Annotated in this window: 19 protein-coding genes, 2 tRNA genes and 1 pseudogene; 11 read left to right on the forward strand and 11 right to left on the reverse strand. The window is 45.6% G+C overall.

Features of this window, described 5'->3' with window-relative positions:
* Positions 1 to 24: 24 nt before the first annotated feature.
* The 8 genes and pseudogenes from B0680_RS02775 to msrB form a co-directional block, all read right to left on the reverse strand.
* Positions 25 to 1176: a sugar transporter gene (locus B0680_RS02775; RefSeq protein WP_078253515.1), complete on the reverse strand. Its 1152-nt coding sequence runs from the start codon at positions 1174 to 1176 to the stop codon at positions 25 to 27.
* Between the two features lie 78 nt (positions 1177 to 1254).
* Positions 1255 to 2751 carry a 30S ribosomal protein S12 methylthiotransferase RimO gene (rimO, locus tag B0680_RS02780; protein ID WP_078253516.1) on the reverse strand — a complete coding sequence of 499 codons (1497 nt, stop codon included), beginning with the start codon at positions 2749 to 2751 and terminating at the stop codon, positions 1255 to 1257.
* Between the two features lie 147 nt (positions 2752 to 2898).
* Entirely contained in the window at positions 2899 to 3471 is a 573-nt protein-coding gene (locus B0680_RS02785; RefSeq protein WP_078253517.1) for a hypothetical protein, read from the reverse strand.
* Between the two features lie 70 nt (positions 3472 to 3541).
* Positions 3542 to 4195: pseudogene (locus tag B0680_RS02790) on the reverse strand (IS1595 family transposase).
* Positions 4196 to 4421: 226 nt separating this feature from the next.
* Positions 4422 to 4498 (reverse strand) — tRNA-Asp (locus B0680_RS02795).
* Between the two features lie 4 nt (positions 4499 to 4502).
* Positions 4503 to 4578: transfer RNA gene (locus tag B0680_RS02800), tRNA-Val, on the reverse strand.
* Between the two features lie 219 nt (positions 4579 to 4797).
* Positions 4798 to 5286: a glutathione peroxidase gene (locus B0680_RS02805; protein WP_078253518.1), complete on the reverse strand. Its 489-nt coding sequence runs from the start codon at positions 5284 to 5286 to the stop codon at positions 4798 to 4800.
* A gap of 40 nt (positions 5287 to 5326) precedes the next feature.
* Positions 5327 to 5743, reverse strand: coding sequence for a peptide-methionine (R)-S-oxide reductase MsrB (gene msrB, locus B0680_RS02810; RefSeq protein WP_078253519.1), 417 nt, complete (start codon positions 5741 to 5743; stop codon positions 5327 to 5329).
* A 267-nt stretch (positions 5744 to 6010) separates the two neighbouring features.
* Here msrB and B0680_RS02815 point away from each other — a divergent pair, with 267 nt between their 5' ends.
* The 7 genes from B0680_RS02815 (at position 6011) to B0680_RS02845 (ending at position 15078) form a co-directional block, all read left to right on the forward strand.
* Entirely contained in the window at positions 6011 to 7591 is a 1581-nt protein-coding gene (locus B0680_RS02815; RefSeq protein ID WP_143821330.1) for an aminotransferase class I/II-fold pyridoxal phosphate-dependent enzyme, read from the forward strand.
* Positions 7592 to 7794: 203 nt separating this feature from the next.
* On the forward strand, positions 7795 to 9471 hold the full coding sequence (locus B0680_RS02820) for a nitrite/sulfite reductase (protein ID WP_078253521.1): 1677 nt from the start codon (positions 7795 to 7797) through the stop codon (positions 9469 to 9471).
* Between the two features lie 138 nt (positions 9472 to 9609).
* Positions 9610 to 9999 carry a DUF934 domain-containing protein gene (locus B0680_RS02825; protein ID WP_078253522.1) on the forward strand — a complete coding sequence of 130 codons (390 nt, stop codon included), beginning with the start codon at positions 9610 to 9612 and terminating at the stop codon, positions 9997 to 9999.
* A 27-nt stretch (positions 10000 to 10026) separates the two neighbouring features.
* A complete protein-coding gene (gene cysG, locus B0680_RS02830; protein WP_078253523.1) occupies positions 10027 to 11388 on the forward strand; it encodes a siroheme synthase CysG in 1362 nt (453 codons plus the stop codon).
* A gap of 145 nt (positions 11389 to 11533) precedes the next feature.
* Positions 11534 to 12292, forward strand: a complete 759-nt coding sequence (locus tag B0680_RS02835; protein ID WP_078253524.1) for a hypothetical protein — start codon at positions 11534 to 11536, stop codon at positions 12290 to 12292.
* A 113-nt stretch (positions 12293 to 12405) separates the two neighbouring features.
* A complete protein-coding gene (locus tag B0680_RS02840) occupies positions 12406 to 12744 on the forward strand; it encodes an ATP-dependent Clp protease adaptor ClpS (protein ID WP_228143735.1) in 339 nt (112 codons plus the stop codon).
* An 18-nt stretch (positions 12745 to 12762) separates the two neighbouring features.
* A complete protein-coding gene (locus B0680_RS02845; protein WP_078253526.1) occupies positions 12763 to 15078 on the forward strand; it encodes an AAA family ATPase in 2316 nt (771 codons plus the stop codon).
* A gap of 82 nt (positions 15079 to 15160) precedes the next feature.
* On the opposite strand, the gene htpX is transcribed toward B0680_RS02845, so the two are convergent.
* From htpX to B0680_RS02860, 3 genes are all read right to left on the reverse strand, one after another.
* Entirely contained in the window at positions 15161 to 16066 is a 906-nt protein-coding gene (gene htpX / locus B0680_RS02850; protein ID WP_078253527.1) for a protease HtpX, read from the reverse strand.
* A gap of 154 nt (positions 16067 to 16220) precedes the next feature.
* Complete coding sequence (locus tag B0680_RS02855; protein ID WP_078253528.1) at positions 16221 to 17087, reverse strand: lytic transglycosylase domain-containing protein; 867 nt, start codon at positions 17085 to 17087, stop codon at positions 16221 to 16223.
* A 340-nt stretch (positions 17088 to 17427) separates the two neighbouring features.
* Positions 17428 to 18222, reverse strand: coding sequence for a cytochrome C assembly family protein (locus tag B0680_RS02860; protein WP_211271249.1), 795 nt, complete (start codon positions 18220 to 18222; stop codon positions 17428 to 17430).
* A gap of 216 nt (positions 18223 to 18438) precedes the next feature.
* Between B0680_RS02860 and ffh the strand changes: the two genes are divergently transcribed.
* The 4 genes from ffh to B0680_RS02880 all read left to right on the forward strand — a co-directional run bounded on the left by ffh (position 18439) and on the right by B0680_RS02880 (position 22506).
* Positions 18439 to 19983, forward strand: coding sequence for a signal recognition particle protein (gene ffh, locus B0680_RS02865; RefSeq protein ID WP_078253557.1), 1545 nt, complete (start codon positions 18439 to 18441; stop codon positions 19981 to 19983).
* An 81-nt stretch (positions 19984 to 20064) separates the two neighbouring features.
* Positions 20065 to 20751 carry a tRNA (adenosine(37)-N6)-threonylcarbamoyltransferase complex dimerization subunit type 1 TsaB gene (tsaB, locus tag B0680_RS02870; protein ID WP_078253529.1) on the forward strand — a complete coding sequence of 229 codons (687 nt, stop codon included), beginning with the start codon at positions 20065 to 20067 and terminating at the stop codon, positions 20749 to 20751.
* Positions 20752 to 20844: 93 nt separating this feature from the next.
* A complete protein-coding gene (locus tag B0680_RS02875; protein ID WP_078253530.1) occupies positions 20845 to 21687 on the forward strand; it encodes an undecaprenyl-diphosphate phosphatase in 843 nt (280 codons plus the stop codon).
* 30 nt (positions 21688 to 21717) lie between these two features.
* On the forward strand, positions 21718 to 22506 hold the full coding sequence (locus B0680_RS02880; protein ID WP_078253531.1) for a class I SAM-dependent methyltransferase: 789 nt from the start codon (positions 21718 to 21720) through the stop codon (positions 22504 to 22506).
* Positions 22507 to 22538: the final 32 nt, after the last annotated feature.

The raw sequence follows: 22538 nt of genomic DNA on the forward strand, positions 1-22538 counted from the left end.
CAAATTGAAAAAGCATGGCGGTTGTCATGCTTTTTTGCTGTATAAAAACACCCCAAACGCACCCATCAAAATTAGCGCACCCACATAACCAATCATACCAATGCCAAGCCCTGCAATCACAAGACTGCCCACCATCGCACCACCACCGATACCAACATTAAAAATCCCCGAGAATATCGACATGGCGACATCGGTGGCTTTTGGGGCGAGTTTTAGCACACGGATTTGTAATGAGAGTGCCAACGCAGTCAGCGACACACCCCAAACAAATACAAAAACCGTCCAGACGGTTTGAAATCCACTCATCGGTGCAAGTGCCATCAAGCCAATGAGCATACCACCAAAAGCCAATCCAATAAAGCGATTGCCAAGTTTTTCATAATATCGCCCAAATAAGATGCTCGCCACGATGCCTGCCACCCCAAAAATCAGTAGCACCATCGTCGCAAAATCTGCCCCAAAATCCGTCGCCGTCAGCACAAATGGCTCAATATAGCTATACGCCCCAAAATGCGCCGTAATCGCAAGTACAATCATCAGATACACGCCAAGCAGCGGTTTGTTGTGCAAAAAAATATCAGGCAGGCTGGATAAATTCCCCGAGTTCTGTGCAGGTAGGCGTGGCAACAGATAGGCAAGTAGTAGCATGATAACAAGCCCAATCACGCCAATCACCCCAAAGCTTGTCCGCCAATCAAGCAGCTGTCCAAGCACTCGCCCTAAGGGCAAGCCAAGCACCGTCGCTAATGCACCGCCTGTGGAGAGTAGCCCAAGCGCTTGCGTTTGCTTGCCATCGGGTGCTAGGCGTACCACTAGGCTTGCCGTGATTGACCAAAATACCGCATGAGTCAGTGCCACCATCGTACGGCTGATGAGTAGCATCGTGAAGCTTGTTGCCAGATAAGATACGCCGTGACTGATGACAAAAAGTGCAAAGAGTGCCAGCAGTAATTTTTTACGCTCAATGGTGGCAGTCAGTAGCATCATCGGCAGTGACAGCAGGGCGACAATCCATGCATACACCGTCATCATGACACCCGTTTGGCTTGCTGTCATGTCAAAGCTTGCACCGATGTCGGTCAGTAGCGCAATGGGGATAAACTCTGTGGTATTAAACACAAACGCCGATAGTGCAAGGATAATGACAGGGACAAAGCTTTGTTGGGCGTGGGTCATGGTGATTTATCGCTATTTAATAAAAAAAGCCATTCAGCGGAATGGCTTGGGTGAATGCTTATCATGATGGCAAATCAATCACGAACCAAAACTTGCAAACAAATCATAGTCGCTCGCTTCATCAATCGTCACCGTCAGCATATCACCTGCTTTGACAGTGGCATCGATATTGTCCACATAGACATGACCGTCAATCTCAGGCGCATCGGCATAGCTGCGGCAGATGGCGATATTTTCTTCGCTATCAATCTCATCGACGAGCACGACTAGGCGTTTGCCGACTTTTTCGGCAAGCTTATCACTGCTGATTTGTTGTTGAAGTGCCATCAGTCGCTCATAGCGTTCTTGCTTGATGTGCTCAGGTACAGGATTTGGCAAATCGTTCGCCACCGCGCCTTCGACTTCTGAATAAGTAAAACAGCCGACACGGTCAAGGCGAGCCTGTTTTAGCCAGTCAAGCAGGTATTCAAAGTCGGCTTCGGTTTCGCCTGGAAAGCCCACCACAAAAGTCGAGCGGATGACGATATCAGGACAAATCGCACGCCACGCACGGATACGCTCAAGGGTGTCTTCGCTCATCGCAGGGCGTTTCATGGCTTTTAGCACGGTTGGGCTTGCGTGCTGAAATGGGATGTCAAGATAGGGGAGTAGTCCGCCTGTGCCGCCTGATTTTGCCATGCTGTCCGCCATGATTTGCACCACTTGATCCACGTGTGGATAAGGATAGACATAGTGTAGGCGCACCCAGATGCCAAGCTTCGCCATCTGCTCACACAGATCAAAAAACTTCGTCTTAATCGGCTGACCATCCCAAAAGACCGTCTTATATTTGGTGTCCACGCCATACGCAGAAGTGTCTTGGGAGATGATGAGTAGCTCTTTGACACCGCTATTTTTGAGTGCGACCGCTTCTTTCATCACGCCATCGATGGTACGACTGACCAAATCCCCACGCAGTGATGGGATGATGCAGAATGTACAGCGATGATTACAGCCTTCAGAGATTTTTAGATAGGCATAATGCTTGGGTGTCAGCTTGATGCCTGCATCATTGATGAGATCGATTTTTGGGTCATAAGTCTTTGATTTGACAGGCTTTGGCACATGATGGGTGACGGCTGATACCACTTCATCATAAGCGTGCGCCCCAGTCACGGCAAGCACAGACGGGTGCATGGTGCGGATTTTTTCGGCATCTTTGCCTAAGCAGCCTGTGACGATGACTTTGCCGTTTTGGTTGATGGCTTCGCCAATGGCATCAAGCGATTCTTGGACGGCAGATTCGATAAAACCGCAAGTATTGACGACCACCAAATCCGCACCGTCATAATCTTTGGCGACTTGATAACCTTCACGGCTAAGCTCGGTGATGATGCGTTCGCTATCGACGAGCGCCTTTGGGCAGCCTAGCGATACAAAGCCGATTTTTGGCGCGCCATTTGCTGTGGATGTCGCAACCATACCGCTTTGGTCGATACTGCGGTTTTGGTTGTGATTGGCTTTGTGGTGATAAGGTTCAGAACTTTGCGTGGTGGTTGGACTTTTTGGGTCAAATACGGTTGGCGTGCTTGTCATGGTTGGCTCTTGGCTGACTGATTTTGAATAAAATTTTCAATTAAAAATTGGGGGTATTTTAGCATAAATTTGAAGCAATTTTGCTTACTGAAACTCAATTAATAAGCAAGATAGCAAAATTGAAAAAAATTGTTTAAGTTAAAGATATCAACAGCCTTGAGAGAAAAATAAAGTAACTTGATTGTATTTATCTTTTCTAAATTCTGCTTGATGACCACCATCGCACCAGTCATCATTTCTGTACTTAAGCTTAATCTTTTTTAAATTTCGATATTGAGTGTTTGACATCTTATCAAAATAGACTGTCGTATGCATTTCTTCACCTTCAGCACCATAATCAACGATTTTGGTGATGGGTAGTCCATAAAGGGTGGCGTTCTGAAGGTATATAGTGTCTTTCATATTGCCTATATGTGTATCATAAACGGATTCATATTCTATTAAAACGATGTCACTGCGATAAGGTTCAGGAATATGCAAAAGTTGGCTTGTATCAAATTTCTTAATTAAAACTAAGTCATTTGAATCGGGGTTTGGTCGTCCCGCAGTAGTCCAGCCATGCAAATCATCCCAACTAATATTAGGGTTGTAAGTAACAGATCTTAAAATATCCGAATCTTCCGCATGGGTTTCCCATGCTTTAAAAACAGGCGTCCAATCTGCTGCAAAACTAACATTTGCAAATAAACATAGTGTGATGCCAAATAAAGCTAATTTCATGACCTTGTCACCAAATGAACAATAAATTGATAAATCTATTATATGATAAGGGGCTGTACTAGATAAACCCCTAAACCCCACACCATTTTCTTAACAATCTTAATTGATTGGATGGTGTGCCATAGTTAAATCTAAACTCGCATTCTTTGATAAATAAATGAAAATGCTTTTTGTCAATACCATTATATTTTCTTAGAATGCGTTTGGATTGCGACCAAAAGTTTTCAATGCCGTTAATGTGATTATGATTGTTTGCAAATTCTTTGGAATGATTAATTCTAAAGTGTTTAAAATCACTCACATCTAAAGCATTATAACTTCGATAGCTATCTGTATAAACCACGCTATCAGGTTTGATTTTACTGGCAATAATAGGCATTAATGTCTTAGCTTTGGTATCTTTAACACAGGCAGTATAAACCTTACCATTGCGTTTTAAAAGACCAAATACGGCAACTTTGCCAGCAGCAGCACGCCCACGCTTGCCTTTACGAATGCCACCGAAATAGCTTTCATCCAATTCTACTTCACCGTCAAATAATTCACAAGCTTCAAGGTTTAAGCGATATTCAATCACCAAGCGAATTTTATGATAAAAAAAGCAGCTGAATTGTGATGTATTTCTAACAAATCAGCAGCTGATCTTGCGGTGACTTCAAGCACAAAAAAGTTCAAGCAGTTTAACTTGAACTTTTTTACTTAATTTACAACGGGTTATCTTCATAAAACTAGTATAGCATTGTTGCTAATCTAGTACAGCCCCTATGATAATTGATGCAAAAAATCCTATCGACTTTATGTGCATCCCAACTGAATGATTATTGCGACAAATTAAGAAGGTAGTTTGAGCATTTAAAGTCTTAAAACAAAAAACTGTCAAAAAGAAAAAATCCCCAAGCCAGGGGAGACTTGGGGAGAAAGTGAAAAGCTTATAAAAGCTACACTAAAAGTGGCGCAGCGGACGGGGCTCGAACCCGCGACCCCCGGCGTGACAGGCCGGTATTCTAACCAACTGAACTACCGCTGCATAGTGGTGGGTGGTAACGGGATCGAACCGCTGACCCTCTGCTTGTAAGGCAGATGCTCTACCAACTGAGCTAACCACCCTAAAATGTCTTTTCCATCATTTGGAAAACTGATACTGTGTCAAGGTATCACATTTTAAGTTTTGAACCGAACACGCTAGATTATGTTGCTGTGTTCGTTCGTTGTGGTGCGTATTATATAGAAATTTACACAGGTGTCAAATATTTTTTATCAAAAATTTGATAAATTTGTGATAAAGTTTATAACTTATTGAAAATTAACAACTTATTCTTATCAAATTCAGAGCGATTTTGCTAAGGCTGTCTCGATATCTGCTGTCAAATTTTCAGGCTTGGTCATTGGGGCATAGCGGTTGATGACTTTGCCATCACGACCAATGAGAAATTTGGTGAAATTCCACTTGATGCCATCGGTCAAGAGTCCGCCTTGCTGTGATTTGAGCCAGGTATAAATCGGGTGAGTGTGCTCGCCATTGACATCGATTTTTTGCATCATCAAAAATTCGACGCCATAATTTCTTTGACAAAACTCACCGATGGCAGCACCGTCATTGGGTTCTTGTTTGCCAAATTGATTGCATGGAAAGCCAATCACCACAAGCCCTTGATTGTGATATTGTTCATGTAGGGCTTGTAAGCCTGCAAACTGTGGGGTAAATCCACATTCGCTTGCAGTATTGACGATGAGTAGTACTTTACCAGTAAAATCAGTAAAATTAATCGTGTTACCAAGCAAATCTTGGGCGCTAAAATCATAAATCGTTGTCATATGCTTATCCAGTATGGTGTGTGTGCTTGTTGATGGTTTCTTATTTATCAGCATCAAGTACGATAGCTGCAGAATTAATACAGTATCTCAGACCAGTATCGGTGACATAATTATCATCAAATACATGACCCAGATGCCCACCGCAGTGATGACAGGTGACTTCGATGCGACGCATCCCATGCGACAGATCCAGCGTCTCATCGACAGCTTGTTTATCAATCACCTGATCAAAGCTTGGCCAACCACAGCCTGAATGAAATTTAGCCGTGCTACTAAATAATGGCGCATGACAGCCCTTACAGTGATAAGTACCTGCCGTCTCGGTATCGGTGTAGATACCTGTAAAGGCTCGCTCCGTACCTTTTTGGCGTAATACATAGTAAGACAGTTCATCAAGTCGCTCTCGCCAATCGGCATCTGTCATGGTGCGTAAGGTGTCTTGGTCGATGGTTTTCATAGATGTCCTTAAATATGTGCTGTAAAATGGCGTGAAATTATGGGTCGCTAAGGGATGATTGTAACACAAGATGGGTGAATAAGCCCAATAATTAGCCAAAATAAGCATAAAATCAGTGCATATCCTAGATATTTGCAAGTAAATCTTGCAAAAACAAAATTACTAACTGATTTACCTTGCAAAGTGTGCGAATTTTGTAAAGCATAACTTGCAAAATGGCCAATATGGGCGTAAAATACTGCCATTCATTCATCAGCGATGGTTGCCATGAGCCAAATTTTGCAAGACAATGACAGTCACGACACATTAACCAGCACCCAAGCCCAAGGACTTCGCCTAAAACAGCGTCGCAAGGCGCTCGGTATGTCTGCCGAAAGCTTGGCGATCAAGATGGGGGAGTGTGGTTCGCCTGTCAGTCGTGGTGCGATTGCCAATTGGGAATGTGGTAAAAATGGTATTGCCAGTGCTAAATTACCGATTCTTGCCCAAGTGCTTGGCGTGAGCGAAAGTTATTTGCTGCGTGGCGATGATGCTGCCCTGCCAATGGGTATGCCGATGATGACTCCAATTTTACAAACGACACAACCTGTGGAAACTGCTATGCTTACCGACACCCCAAAACCCCTAAAAAAATCCAGTAAACTTGCTAATGTCTGCTACGATATTCGTGGCGAATTACTTCAGACTGCTGTGCGTATGGAAGCTGAAGGTCAGCGTATCATCAAGCTAAATATCGGCAATCCAGCACCATTTGGGTTATTACCACCAGATGAGATCGTCCGTGATGTGGCGATGAATTTGAATGATGCGTCGGGTTATTCGGATTCACAAGGGATTTTTGCGGCGCGTAAGGCGATTTTGCAATATTATCAAGCCAAAGGGTTGTTAACGGCGACCGATGTGGCGGATGTCTATATCGGCAATGGCGTGAGTGAGCTGATTGTGATGACCATGCAGGCACTGCTTGATGACGGTGATGAAGTGCTGATCCCGATGCCTGATTATCCACTATGGACGGCAGCAGCAAATCTGGCAGGTGGTACGGCGGTGCATTATCGCTGTAATGAAGATGATAACTGGCAGCCTGATTTGGCGGATATCGAAAGTAAAATCACGCCACGCACTAAAGGCATCGTCATCATCAATCCAAACAACCCAACCGGCGCGCTGTACTCTGATGAGATGCTACACAGCATCGCAAGCCTTGCCAAAAAATATGGCTTAGTCATCATGGCAGATGAGATTTATGATCGCATCTTGTACGATGGTGCGGTGCATACACCGATGTGTACCATCACTGATGAATGCTTGGTGCTGACTTTCAACGGCTTATCAAAGTCGCATCGTATCGCAGGCTATCGCTCGGGCTGGCTGATGCTGTCAGGCAAAAAAGACCATGCCACCGATTTTATTGAGGGCTTGACCATGCTCGCTAGTATGCGTCTGTGTGCCAATGTGCCAGCACAATATGCCATCCAGACAGCGATGGGCGGCTATCAGTCTATGCAGGCTTTGACCGCACCGACAGGCAGACTGTGCAAACAGCGTGATTTGGCAGTACAGCGTCTAAATGCCATCAAAGGCATCAGCTGTACCACGCCACAAGGGGCGTTTTATTGCTTTGCTAAGATTGATCGTGATGTCTATCCGATTGATAATGATATGAAATTTATGATGGAGCTATTGATCGAAGAAAAGGTGCTGATTGTTCAAGGCACGGGCTTTAACTGGGATCAGCCAGATCATTTCCGTGTGGTATTTTTGCCAAATCTGATTGACCTTGAAGATGCGATGGATCGACTGGATCGGTTCTTTGCCAAAAAACGCCGTGAGTTTGGGACGGAGTGACATCAAACCAAACTTGCTCAATTCTCTGACAAACCGCTCATTATGGGCGGTTGTTGTCTTTTATAAACTGTCAAATCAGATTATCCCCAAACCATCTACCGATATTCCATTTTTGAATTTTAATTTTTTTCGGCTAAGCCTTAACATGATAAGCCATTCATAAACCGATAACCAAATTAGCCATACGCCAAAGGAAAATTATCATGTATCAATACAGCTATGCTGACCAAAAACTGGTGGATGAGCGTGTCGCTCAGTTCCGTGACCAAACCCAGCGTTTTTTGGCAGGTGAGTTGCCAGAAGAGCAATTTTTGCCACTTCGTCTCCAAAACGGTCTGTATGTACAGCGTCATGCGCCGATGCTACGCATTGCCATTCCTTATGGCCTGATGTCAAGTAATCAGCTGCGTACACTTGCTGAGATTGCCCGTGATTATGACCGTGGCTATGGGCATTTTACCACTCGTACCAATCTACAGCTGAACTGGGTGAAGCTAGAAGAAGTGCCTGATATCCTTGCTAAGCTTGCTACCAATCAAATGCACGCCATTCAGACATCAGGCAACTGTATCCGTAACACGACGACCGACCCGTACTCTGGCATTCACGCCGATGAGATTGCTGACCCACGCCCATACTGCGAGATTATCCGCCAGTGGAGTACTTTTCATCCTGAATTTGCCTTTTTGCCACGCAAATTTAAGATTGCCGTGATTGGCACTAAGGCTGACCGTGCAGCCACTCAGGTGCATGATATCGGCTTGCATTTGGTTGAGCGTGATGGTGAGATTGGCTTTGAAGTGCTAGTCGGTGGTGGTCTTGGCCGTACGCCAATCATTGGCAAGGTGATTAATGAATTTTTGCCACGCCGTCATCTGCTGTCATATCTGGATGCGATTTTGCGTGTGTATAATCTAGAAGGTCGCCGTGATAATAAATATAAAGCGCGTATCAAAATCCTAGTCGAAAGCCTTGGTAAAGAGGTCTTTGCCCAAAAAGTCGATGAGGAATGGCAGTCGCTTAAAGATGGTGATTTGACCCTGAGTGATGCACATTTTGAGAAGGCGCAAAGCTATTTTACCACGCCAAATTATGAGCAAATCGACGCACTGTCAGCCCAAGAAGTGCTACAAGGCTATCTATCTGATGAAGCGTTTAAGAACTGGTATGAGCATAACACCGTCGCCCATAAGGTGAACGGCTATCGTGCGGTGGTGATTTCGCTAAAAGCCGGCGTGGTCGATGGCGAGTATGTGCCAGCAGGCGATGTGACTGATGCGCAGATGTTTGCGCTTGCTGACTTGGCAGATGAATACAGTCTTGGCGAGATTCGTGCCACTCATCACCAAAACTTGGTGCTGGGTGATGTCAAAATCACCGACCTATATGCACTATGGCAAAAACTGGTTGATTTGAAGTTGGCTCGAGCCAATATCGGCACGCTGACAGACATGATTGTCTGCCCGGGCTTTGATTATTGTGCTTTGGCGAACGCCACCACGCACAACATCGCTGAGTCTATCGAAAAGCAGTTTACTGACCTTGATTATCTGTATGATTTGGGTGATATTCGTCTGAATATGTCAGGCTGTATGAATGCCTGTGCACACCACCATGTCGGTGATATCGGCATTCTAGGCGTGGACAAAAAAGGCGAGCATTGGTATCAAATCAGCCTAGGCGGTAACTCGGGCGAAAATGCCAAACTTGGTCAAATTCTAGGCCGTGCGGTCGCTGCTGATGAAGTGGCACAAACGATTGCGACCATCGTCGATGTCTATAAAAATGAGCGTATCGAGAGCGATGAGCATATCGAGACCTTTGCTCAAGCGGTGGAGCGACTAGGCATAGCACCATTTAAGGCGGCGGTATATAGCTGATTTTGCTTGGGTGTGATTACCCAGTTATCAAACAGTTTGCCTAAGTTTATTAATAATTTATTCAGTGATAAGCTTGTGGCAAACTGTAATATATCAAAACTATTATTTAAAAAATTTAACTATTATCAAGGAATAATCATGAGCTTAACCAAAGTATATAGTGATGCTCGTACCGAGAGTGTCGCTATCAGCGAAGAAGAATTGGCTGCGGCACTGACAGCAGATACTACCCCTGATGAGATTGAATCGGCAGTTGCAAATGCACCAAGTTCGCTACTATTTAATTTGGCGGATTTTAAAGATGGTCGTGTGTTTAGCCTAATTCGCCATGCACGCCATAAGGGCTACACAGGTGAAATCATCGTGGCAGGCGAGTTTGCCCTAGATCAGGCAAATTATTTTGTCAAATCAGGGGCAACAGCTTTTGTGGTCGCTGATGAGCAAGTCGCGACACTGACCAAGACTTTAAGCGATCTTGCCACAGGCTATAATGGTGAGTCGGTCAATCGTCTGCCATTATTTAGCTGATTTTCACCAAATAAAAAGCGAGCTTGTATGAATACTTTGCCATTGTTTTTTAATCTAAATAACAAAACCGTACTGATTGTCGGTGGCGGCGATGTCGCCCACCGCAAAGCGGTATTGATGGCAAAGGCACAAGCACGCATGGTGGTTATTGCCAAGAATTTTGATGAAGATTTTATTAATTTTCTAAATCAAATCGGCGCAACTTATCACCAAAAAAGCTATGAGCCAAGCGATTTGGATACTTATCAGCCTGCCATCGTCATCGGCGCGACCGATGATCATGCGGTGAATGTCGCACTGCATGGCGACTGTCAGGCTCGTGGCATCTCTGTGAATATCGTCGATACGCCTGAGCTTTGCGATTTTATTTTCCCTGCCATCGTCGATCGTGATCCTGTGGTGATTGGCGTGTCTAGTAATGGCAAAGCGCCTGTGCTGGCTCGATTAATCCGTGCCAAGATCGAAAGTAGCTTGCCAAGTAGCATCGGTAAGCTTGCTGCCAAAGCAGGTGAATTTCGTGCTAAGGTCAAAGATGCCTTGCCGACCATCACCGAGCGACGCTATTTTTGGGAATCGGTATTTGAGCGAGCGTTGGCGGATCGTCAGATTGGACCGCTGGATGATGAACTGCACAGCTTTATTGATCAAGGCAAACAAGGCGGTGAAGTCTATATCGTCGGCGCAGGCGCAGGCGATCCTGATTTATTGACCTTTAAGGCACTCAGACTGATGCAACAGGCTGATGTCGTGCTGTATGATGCATTGGTATCGCCTGAGATTCTTGAGCTGTGCCGCCGTGATAGCCAAAAAATCTTTGTCGGTAAAAAACGCGCCGATCACGCCAAAACCCAAGAACAAATCAATGAGCTCATTGTTCAATACGCTAAGGCAGGGCATCGAGTACTACGCCTAAAAGGTGGCGATCCGTTTGTCTTTGGGCGTGGCGGTGAAGAGATGCTGGCGTGCCAAGCGGCGGGCGTGCCTTATCAGGTGGTCAGTGGCATCACAGCAGCGCTGGCAGCAGGTAGCTGTGCAGGCATTCCGCTGACACATCGTGGCGTTGCGACATCGGTGCGATTTTTGACGGGCTGTTATCAGACCAATGATGCCTTTGATGGACTAAAAAGTGCTTATCAGCCTGATGAGACTTTGGTGTTTTATATGGGCTTGCACGCACTGCCTAAGATTGTCGATAGCCTTGTGGCATCAGGCTTGCCAAGTGATTTACCCATTGCCATCGTGTCCAATGCTAGCCTGCCAACCCAAGCGGTCTTGACAGGTACGCTTAGCGATATCGTCGCCAAACAGCAGGCGGATGGGGTGAGTGCACCTGCCATCATCATCGTTGGCAAGGTGGTTGAGCTATACCAACCCCAAAAGCCGATTTAAAAAACCAACTGGTCGGTTTTGATTTATTTTCTAAATGAGAATGAATTGTAAAATTTCGTATTCTACCGTAAATCAAGCATATGCAATCGCTGAAATTTTGCTATAATAAGTGGCATTTTTCACAAGATTATGGTTTGGGTTATTCATGCCAAATAAGTTTTTAGTTTCTAAAGCTCGTCATGAGCGTGGGGCAACAGGTCAGATTTTGGCACTGTTTATGCTGGCACTGATTTTCGCATCGCTTGTTGTGGCGGTGATTGGGTTTAAATTTGGTTTTCGCCAAGGGGTATCTGATGCTGCTGAGAATATGCCACAAGTGGCAGCGGTAAGTGCTGATACACAAGCACTAAGCCAAGAGAATGCTCAGCTTAAGCAAGATGCTGCCACCGCTCGCCAAGAGCGTGATATCAGCATGGCGAACCTTGAGCGTCTGCGTGGCGAATACGAAGACCTAAAAACCACCAATCTACAGCTAGAGCAAGTCAATGAACTGCTCAAGGCATCTGTAGCAGAGCAAGGCGGTGTGGCACTCAACATCATCGCATCAGAGATTATCTCGCTACCGCAGAACACTTTTGAATATCGCTTTGATGTGGCGATGATTGATGTATCGGGTAAGGCAGTGAAGATGATTCCTAAGCTGACTTTGCTAAATGCAACCAGCATGGTTGAGATTCCGCTTGAGCCATCAAGCTATGACATCAAAGGCGTGGCGAATATTCGTGGTCGCTTTATCATGCCCGAAGGCTTTGAGCCAAAGCAGATGAAGCTTGAGCTGATGGCAGGTACTCAAAAAGTCCAACAGCTTTACAACTGGCAAATTGGCAAAATCATCACTGATGCACCTGCATCACTTGCCGAAATGCCAAACGCAAGCAATCGACCGATTCAAAAGTCTGAATAATCAGCATTTTGTCTGCGTTGCCATAAGTGAGATGTTATCATCGCCGCTTATGGCATTTTTTATTGGCTGATTTTTTGATACACTATGAGTTCAATGATTGTGTGGATATAATGATGAACAAGATTTTTGCCAGTGGTGATGAACACAGCCAAAGCGATATTTCTGTTGGTGTGATTACCCAAACCAAGCCCATGACCGCCCGCCCGCAGATGTATGCGGTGGTGATGCACAATGATAATTACACGACGATGGAGTTCGTGGTGTTTGTGCTGGTTGAGATTTTTGAGCATGATATGGATGAAGCCTATCGCTTAATGATGCAGATTCACGAGACGGGGCGTGCGGTGGTGGCGATATTGCCATTTGACATCGCTGAGATGAAAGTCGATGAAGTCAATGAACTTGCCGAGCAAGAAGAATATCCGCTATTGACTACGATTGAGAAATTATAATAAGAGAACTCATTAATTATGTTTAATCAAGATTTTTTGGCAATTCAAGAATTTATGCATGAATATGCCAAACGACAAGGGCATCAGTTTGTGACCGTTGAGCATCTATTGCTTGGGCTCTTAAAAGACGAAAACTGCGTGCAGATTCTTGAAGCTTGCGAAGCGGATACAGGGGTTATTTTGACAGCGCTCAAGGACTATCTGCGTGATTATATCCCCAAGCGAGACGGCGCTGACCCTATGCCGACCAAGAGTCTGACCCGTGTTATGCAGCGGGCGATTTGGCAGGTGCAATCAAGCCAATCGGGCGAAGAAGTCGCACCGACTGATTTGCTGGTGGCAATTTTTAAGGAAGATGAAAGCTTTGCCAATGAGCTATTGCAGTCATCGGGCGTGGATATCCTAAGCGTGATGCGTGAGATTTCGGTACAAAGTCGTGCCAAGATGGTGGATTATGCCCTAAAAGGCGATGGCGACACTGTCGATGGCAAACGACGCACAAGTGTCAAAGAAAACCCGCTTGATGCCTATACGATTAATCTGAACGAGCAAGCCAAGCTTGGCAAAACTGACCCGCTAATCGGGCGTGCTGATGAGATTGAGCGTACAGCGCAGATACTGTGCCGCCGCCGCAAGAATAATCCTTTGCTTGTTGGCGACCCGGGCGTGGGTAAGACAGCGATTGCCGAAGGCTTGGCGTGGCTGATTGTCCATAACAAAGCACCCAAGCCACTGGCGAATGCGACCATTTATAGCCTAGATATGGGTGCGCTGATTGCAGGGACGAAGTTTCGTGGTGAGTTTGAAGCTCGCATGAAAGCACTGCTGGATGAGCTAAAACAGCTGCCTGATGCCATCTTGTTCATTGATGAGATTCATATGGTCATCGGTGCAGGCGGTTCGATGGATGGCAGTATGGATGTGTCCAATCTGATTAAGCCTGCCCTTGCCAAAGGTGAGATGCGCTGTATCGGCTCGACGACCTTTGTGGAATATCGGCAGATTTTTGAAAAAGATCATGCCTTGTCACGCCGTTTCCAAAAAATCGACATCAAAGAGCCATCCATCCTTGATACCATTGACATCATTCGTGGGCTAAAAGGCTATTATGAAAGCTTTCATCAGGTGACTTATACCGATGATGCCATCGAGACGGCAGTGCGACTGTCTGATAAGCACATTCATGAGCGATTTTTGCCTGACAAAGCAATCGATGTCATCGATGAAGCAGGCGCATACCTAAAGCTACACACACAAGCAGACGATAGTGCTGACCAAGTAGATGGTATTAATCAAGATAATACTGATCAGCAAGCTGAAGTGACTGATGAGAATACAGCAAAGCCAGTGGTTGATACGGCATTGATTGAGCGTATTATTGCCAAAATCGCTCGCATTCCGCCAAAGTCTGTCTCATCTGATGATAAGCATATCCTAAAAAATCTCAAAGCTAATCTAAAACAAGTGGTCTTTGGTCAAGATGAAGCGGTGGATGTGCTGACTGATGCGATTTTGCTCGCTCGCTCTGGGCTGACCAATCCTGATAAGCCAATCGGCTCGTTCTTGTTCGCAGGGCCGACGGGCGTGGGCAAGACCGAAATCAGTAAACAGCTTGCCAAGATGCTTGGCGTTGAGCTGATTCGCTTTGATATGAGCGAGTACATGGAAGCGCATACGGCATCTCGTCTGATTGGTGCGCCGCCGGGCTATGTCGGCTATGATCAAGGCGGGCTTTTGACCGAAAAAATCAATCAGCATCCGCACTGTGTACTACTACTCGATGAGCTTGAAAAAGCGCATAGCGATGTGTTCAACCTACTGCTACAAGTGATGGATCATGGCACGCTGACGGATAATAATGGGCGTTCGGTGTCGTTTAAGCAGGTGATTTTGGTGATGACGACCAATGTTGGCGCAGATGCGATTAGCAAAAATTCGATGGGCTTTACCGAACAAAGCCACCATACGGACAACACCGCCGCCATTAATCGCACCTTTAGCCCCGAGTTTCGCAATCGACTGGACGCCATTGTCAATTTTGCACCATTATCCCGTACGGTCATCGATGGTGTGGTGGATAAGTTCATCACCGAGCTTAGCCAGCTACTACTTGCCAAAAATATCATTCTCAAAGTTGATGATGCAGTGCGTAGCCATCTTGCTGATAGGGGATATGATCGCTTGATGGGCGCTCGTCCGATGGCACGACTGATACAAGATAAACTCAAAAAACCGCTATCGCAGATGATACTGTTTGGTGAGCTGACTGATGGTGGCGCGGTGACAGCAGTGATGCAGGGGGATGAAGTGGGATTTGAAGTGGCTTGTACTTAAGTTGTCTATTGCTTATACCAACAAAAAGACGATAAAAAATCAGCCGCTCAAAATGAACGGCTGATTTCATTTGGCTAACAGATTAACCTTGAAACTTCTGCAAAGCTGCCACACGATCATCAAGTGTCGGGTGTGAGCGGAATAGATTTGCCATGCTAAAGCCTTGAGATTGACCTGATGAGATAGCAAAGGCTTTCATCGCTTCAGGCATCTGGTCAGGGCGAGCTTCGGCAGGGCGTAGGGCGTTTAGCGCGCTAATCATCTTATCACGACCTGCTAGGCGAGCACCCATCTCATCAGCACGATATTCACGCAGGCGAGAGAACCACATCACGATTGCAGATGCTAGGATGCCAAGTAGGATATCCATTACCATGCTGGTGATAAAATAAGCAATGCCAGGGCTGTCGCTTTCGTTTTTGAAAATCATACGATCTACAAAGTTACCAATAATACGAGCAAAGAACATCACAAAGGCGTTCACCACCCCTTGAATCAGCGCAAGTGTCACCATATCACCATTGGCAACGTGACCAATCTCATGCGCAAGTACGGCTTCGACTTCGTCAGGTGTCATGGTGTGAATCAGACCAGTTGAGACGGCGACTAGCGAGCTGTTTTTGCTCCAGCCGGTGGCAAAGGCGTTCGGCTGTGCTGAATCAAAAATCCCCACTTCAGGCATCTTGATGCCTACCGCTTGTGCTTGGCGGGCAACGGTATCAACAAGCCATTGTTCAGTGCCATTTTGTGGCGTTTCAATCACGACAGTGCCGGTAGATTTTTTTGCCATCCATTTTGACAAAAATAGCGAGATGATAGAGCCACCCATACCCCACACAAGACACATGACCATGAGTGAGATTAGGTTTAGATTGCCACCTGAATGGACGCCACCCAAGCCAAACACGGCTGAAATCACCGTAAAGGCGATACCGCAGACAAGTAATACCGCTAGGTTGGTTAATAAGAATAAACCAATTCGCATCATAAGAATGATTTCCTTTTAAAATGAATTTAAGTCAGTTATTTTGATTATTATAAGGATATTCGGACAAAATAAAAGGCAAAATTCAGAGAAATATCTAAATTTTGCCTTAAAATACAAAAAAACTGACAAAGTTTATTGTAATTGCAATATGGGCTTAGTCACGGCTAGAGATATAGACACGACCGTCATTCGAGCCGATATTTGGATTGCTTGGTGTGGCGTAGTTGCCATTGCTACCAATAACTTGACTGGTATGTGAAATGGTTGTACTTGCAGGTAGGGTATTCATCGCAAGTGTCGTACGAGCACCATTGAAACCTTGATATAGGCTAGCATCTAGGCTGTAGATGTTGTTATAGCGTTCATTGACTTTTTGTACGTAGTTGCGAGTTTCGCGAAATGGCGGGATGCCACCATATTTACGCACATTGCCAGGGTCAGCATTATAAGCGGCGATGACATGATTTGGGTTGCTAAACATGGTTTGCAACAGGGCGATGTACTTAGTACCGCCTTCGATATTTTCAGCAGGGTCATAAGCATTATATACGCCCATTTCGCGAGCAGTACCTGGCATCAATTGCATCAAGCCCATCGCACCAACTGGTGAGCGAGCATTTGATTTAAATACAGATTCGGTATGGATGATGGCTTTGACCAAAGCTGGGTCAACACCATGACGTGCTGCAGCACTACGAATAAGGTCATCATACTGACTACGATCTGAACTACTAGAGCTGTATGATGATGACCAGTCTGATGATGTGAATGCTGAATAATTAGATTGGTTGCTTGATGTGTAGCTTGAGTTTGCCAAGCCTTCAGCGGCATAGCTGATGGTCTGCGACTGAGTAAGTGTCGCAGTTTGGGCGAATTTGTTAGCACCTTGTGTGCTTGGTTGAACGCTGACGGTAACACCACCCGCTGGGCTGATTGTCGTGGTTACGTTAGCTTGTGCAACAGTGCTGATTAGTGCAGTTGCAAGGGCAGTTAGGGTTAGTTTTTTGGTAAAAATTGACATAACTAAACAGAATGATTAAAAATGTGAGAGGCATTGTATAGCATACAAATCGATATGGCTAGTAAAAATTATGTCATTTTTACAAAACTTTACAATTAGGCAAGATTAGATTTAGCTTATAAATACCAAAGTAAGATAACCGTGCTATGCTTGATGGATTAAGCAACAAACTGCTGAAAAATTCACCGTTTTATTGGGTTTACCGATAAATAAAGACTGGCTAAAATTACTACTGAATTTTTCAAGCGACCAAATTGTAACAAAATATGTTTGACCACTTTACAAAAAAGCCCAAATTGGCATTTGGGCAGTTTGGATAATTAGGTCAAAAAAACGGGTGCTATTGGATAAACAACTCCATCACCGCTTTTGAGCCAACAAAGCCAATGGCAAGTAGGGCAAAGCCATAGATGGCAAAAGTCGCCGCGCGCTTACCCCGCCAGCCATAGCGATAATGACCAGTAATCAGCACGCCATATAATAACCAGCTGAGCACACTAAACACCATCTTGTGTGCGATGTGCTGTGTCATGATGTCATAAGTCGCCCCAAAGCCTAAGCCTAGTGCGATGCTCAAAATCACAAAGCCCATCAAAATCATATCAAATAACAAGCTCTCCATGCTCTGTAGCGATGGCAGGCGAGATACCCAAAAGCGATGAATGGTCTTGTGCTTGAGTTCACGGATTTGTAGCCGAAGCAGTAGCCCTTGTACCGCTGCCATCAGTAGTACGCAATAAGCGGCAAAAGACAGCAGGATATGCACCTGAAGATTAATGCCAAGCTGTTCAATCGGCTCATAAGTGGCATCGCCGATATAGCCCAAGCTCACCCCGATCAACGCACTTGGCACTGCCAAAATCCCAAGGCTTAAAATCGGACGATACAAGCCAAACAGCACATAAAATAGTAGGAAAAATAAGCCTGTGAGATTTAGTGTATTATATAGATTAAAATTTAGCCCATCCGTGGTGATGATTTGCGGATACAATAAACAGCCGTGTAAAATCAGCCCAATGCCAAGCACGCCCAGTAGCAAACCTTTTGAAATACTGCTTTGCTTGACCAAGGCATTTGCCAAATACAGACTGCTTGCCGTATAAATCAGCACGACACTCAAAAAAATCAACAGCACAAAAACCCCTTTATTCTTATACCATCAACACATCAAGCCTGCTTGTGTTGCGTGATTACACGCTAAAATACAGCAAAAATAGTCAATATTGATGGGATTCGTGCAATTAAATTGGAATATTTGCCTAATTTAGCATAAAATAGCAGTTATTTGTAGCAATAGTTTTGGCAAGTGGCTATCTTGACACGCTTGTCACTTGATAATGACGGATTTGATATGTTTGATACTTTAACAGAACGACTCTCTGGCAGTTTGCGTAATATCGCAGGTACTGGTCAGCTCACCGAAGATAACATCAAAGACACGCTGCGTGAAGTGCGTATGGCACTGCTTGAAGCGGATGTGGCATTGCCTGTGGCACGAGATTTTGTCGCCAAGGTCAAAGAGCAGGCGCTTGGTCAAGATGTCCTAAAAGAGCTGGCACCAGGTCAAGCCTTTGTCAAAATCGTCTATGATGAGCTGACCGAAATGATGGGGAGTGCAAACCAATCACTTGAGATGACAGGTAAGCCACCGATGGTCTATTTGCTGGCTGGTTTGCAAGGTGCGGGTAAGACGACCACAGCGGGTAAATTGGCGAAGTTTTTGCAAGAAAAACAAGGCAAAAAAGTCATGCTGGTATCAGCTGACGTGTATCGTCCTGCGGCGATTAAGCAGCTTGAGCAGGTGGCAGGACAGGTCAAAGCAAGCTTTGTGCCATCATCGGTGGATGAAAAGCCGATTGATATCGCTCGTCGTGCAATCAATGAAGCTAAGCTACAGTACCAAGACATCCTAATCATCGACACCGCAGGTCGCTTGCACATCGATGATGAGATGATGGATGAAATCAAAGAGCTGACCGCAGCGGTCAATCCAGTGGAGACACTGTTCGTCGTCGATGCGATGACTGGTCAAGACGCTGCCAATACCGCCAAAGCATTCAATGATGCACTGCCATTGACTGGTGTGATTTTGACCAAGACCGATGGCGATGCCCGTGGTGGTGCGGCTCTGTCGGTGCGTGCGATTACTGGTAAGCCGATTAAGTTTTTGGGTCGTGGCGAAAAACTAGAAGCACTTGAGCTATTCCACCCTGAGCGTATCGCACAGCGTATTCTCGGCATGGGTGATGTGCTGAGTTTGGTCGAAGAAGTCGAAGCCAAAATCGACCGCGAAAAAGCCGAACAAATGGCGAAAAAGATGCAAAAGGGCGGTGAATTTGACCTTGAAGATCTTTTGACTCAGTTCCAACAAATGAAAAATCTAGGCGGTATGGCAGGTTTTTTGGATAAGATGCCAGGCTTAGGCGGTGCAGATATCCAAAAGGCGATGGCAGAAGCCAAGCCAGAAGAAAAGGTCAAAGAAATGGAAGCATTGATTCATTCGATGACGCCATTTGAACGCCAAAATCCAGACAAAATCACCCCAAGCCGTAAGCGTCGTATTGCTGCAGGTTCGGGCAAGCAAATTCAAGATGTCAATCGTCTGCTCAAGCAACACAAGCAGATGGCAAAAATGATGAAGATGATCAGCCGTCCTGATGGTATCGGCAAGATGATGAAAGCGGTACAGGGCTTGACTCGTGGTATGTCGGGCGGTGGCCCATTGTTTGGCAATAAAGGCGGTGATGCCAATCAAGCAGTAAATATGGCAGAGATGCAAAAATCGATGCAGGATTTGGGGCTAAACCCGAACGATTTGCCAAGCATGGAAGAAATGCAGAAAAAAATGCAAGAAATGGGCGGTCAGCTGCCACCACAATTCAAAAAACGCTTCTGATGCATTCATGGTATCACGACGCCCAAGCTGTCATGGCTTGGGTCTTAACTTTGGCGATAAAAAGTTTTTAGAAGGTGAGATATGGCAATCTTGATGGCGTTTGATACGGTGTTTGAGCAGTGCTCGGTGGCAATCGTGCAAGATGACACGGTGCTGTACCACAAGACTATCGCGGGCAATCGTGGGCAGACTGAGATTATCCTTGAGATGGTGGATGAAGCGCTTACGCAGGCAGGTCTGTCATTGGCACAGATAGACTGCCTAGCGTTCAATCGTGGGCCGGGTGCGTTTAGCGGTATTCGTATCAATACAGCGGTGGTGCAGGCGTTGTCGGTGGCTAGCGATGCACCGTGCGTGGGTGTATCAAGCTTGGCTGCTCTTGCCGATACCGCCTGCCAAAACGAGACTTTTGCTGATAATACCGTGCTATCGGCAGTGATGGATGCACGCCAAAACCAAGTCTATCAGGGGCGATTTGTCATCAAACATGGCGCATTGAGTATTGATGCTGATGGCAAGGTTATCGGTGATGAAAGCTTGCTTGATTATGACAGCCTGTTAATCGCTGATGTCATCGTCGGTGATGGCGCATCGCTTGTACAGCATGATCATGCCAAAATAGTGCAAGCACATCCGACGGCGGTGGATATCGCACGGCTTGGTATGATGGCGTATCAACAAGGGCAGGCGGTGAGCGCTGAGCGTGCATTGCCTGTGTATCTGCGTGATAATGCGTGGAAAACGCTTGCCGAGCAGGACAAGGCATAGGTTCAAAGCTCTAAACTCTATGGCTTGGCTTAAGCCTAATTTCAGATTTGTGGTGTACAATACGCCATCTTTTTATTTTTCTTAGGTTGTACTATGGATATTTTGCTGATTATCAAAGCCGTCATCATGGGTATTGTTGAAGGTATTGCAGAATTTTTACCCATTTCAAGCACTGGCTATTTGATTTTGTCAGCGGATTTGATGAATTTTTTGACCGGTGAATTTCGTAATCTGTTCATCGTCTTTATTCAGCTTGGGGCGATTTTGGCGGTCATTTATGACTACTGGGGCAGACTGTGGAATTCATTCATGGGGCTATTGACCGGCAAGGCAGAAGGGCTTGCCAAGCCACGCCAGCTGGGGCTTGCTTTGATTGTGGCGACCATTCCTGTGATGGTGATGGGCTTTTTGTTTGCTGATGTGATTACCCAAGTGCTGTTTCATCCGTTGGTGGTGGCGACCATGCTGATTATCGGTGCGTTACTTATCATCTATGCCGAGAAAAATCCCCGCAAAATCATCGCCGATGAAGCTGAGCATATCAGCTTTAAGACTGCACTGTATATCGGTCTGTGTCAGTGCCTAGCACTTATCCCCGGCACGAGCCGTTCGGGGGCGACCATCATTGGTGCGCTACTGCTTGGCACATCACGCAAGGCGGCGACTGAGTTTTCGTTCTTTTTGGGTATTCCTGTCATCGTGGGTGCGGCACTGCTTGATTTGGTCAAGCACAAAGATGCACTACAAACAAGTAGCGACTGGATGATTTTGGGCATTGGCACAGTGGTGTCGTTCATCGTGGCGCTACTGTGTATCCGCTTGATGGTGGGCTGGGTGTCCAAAAAAGACTTTATGATTTTTGCATGGCTGCGTATCATCACAGGCGTGGTGGTGTTGATTGCGTTTTTTGGCTTTGGTTATCAAATTCAAGGCTAGACCAAATTTTATTTAGATAAGGAGTGTGTGATGCTGATTTTTGGTGTGGATGCTGATCAAGTAGCCCCTGTCCAATCACTCATCAGCACGCACGCTTTGCCGATTGAGTTATCATTTCATACATTAACCAAGCTTAATAATAAATATCTTGGCTTTGGACTAGATGAGCATCAAGCACAGCAGGCACTATTGCTTGAAAAAGATAAATTATTACTGATACAAAGGCAAGGTAATGACATCATCAAAGTTAGCCCTGATTGGACAGTGCAGACCCGCCGTGTGGTATCAGCAGGGCGTAAGTCTGAGCTGATTTTGCAGGCGTGTAAGCTGACAGCAGGGATGACAGCGATTGATGGTACAGCAGGATTTGGTCATGATAGCCTAATACTTGCAAGCACTGGCGCAAATGTCATCATGCTTGAGAGCAATCCTGTCATGGCACTGTTATTATTGTCAGAATATGCCTATATGCAGGATAATCCAAATTGGCAAGCTCTTTTATCACGGCTATCCATCCGCTATGGCGATGTGCGTGATTGTGCTGATGGCGCTGATGTCGCTGATGTCGTCTATCTTGATCCAATGTTCCCAAAGGACAGCTACGATGCTAAGGTCAATAAACATATGCAAGCCTTGCACAGTTTTGTCGCACCGCCTAGCCTTGATGATGAATATCAGCTTTTAAGCCATGCTGAATCATTGGTAGGACAGACCGATGGGCGAGTAGTGGTAAAGCGACCACTGAGCGCGCCTTATCTGGCTGGCGAAATCCCCATCCAATCATGGCAAAACGATGCCATCCGATTTGACAGATATTAATCAGTGTATACATAATCTGTATTTAGACAAAC

The sequence above is a fragment of the Moraxella pluranimalium genome, assembly GCF_002014825.1.
In the GTDB taxonomy this organism is placed as follows: domain Bacteria; phylum Pseudomonadota; class Gammaproteobacteria; order Pseudomonadales; family Moraxellaceae; genus Moraxella; species Moraxella pluranimalium.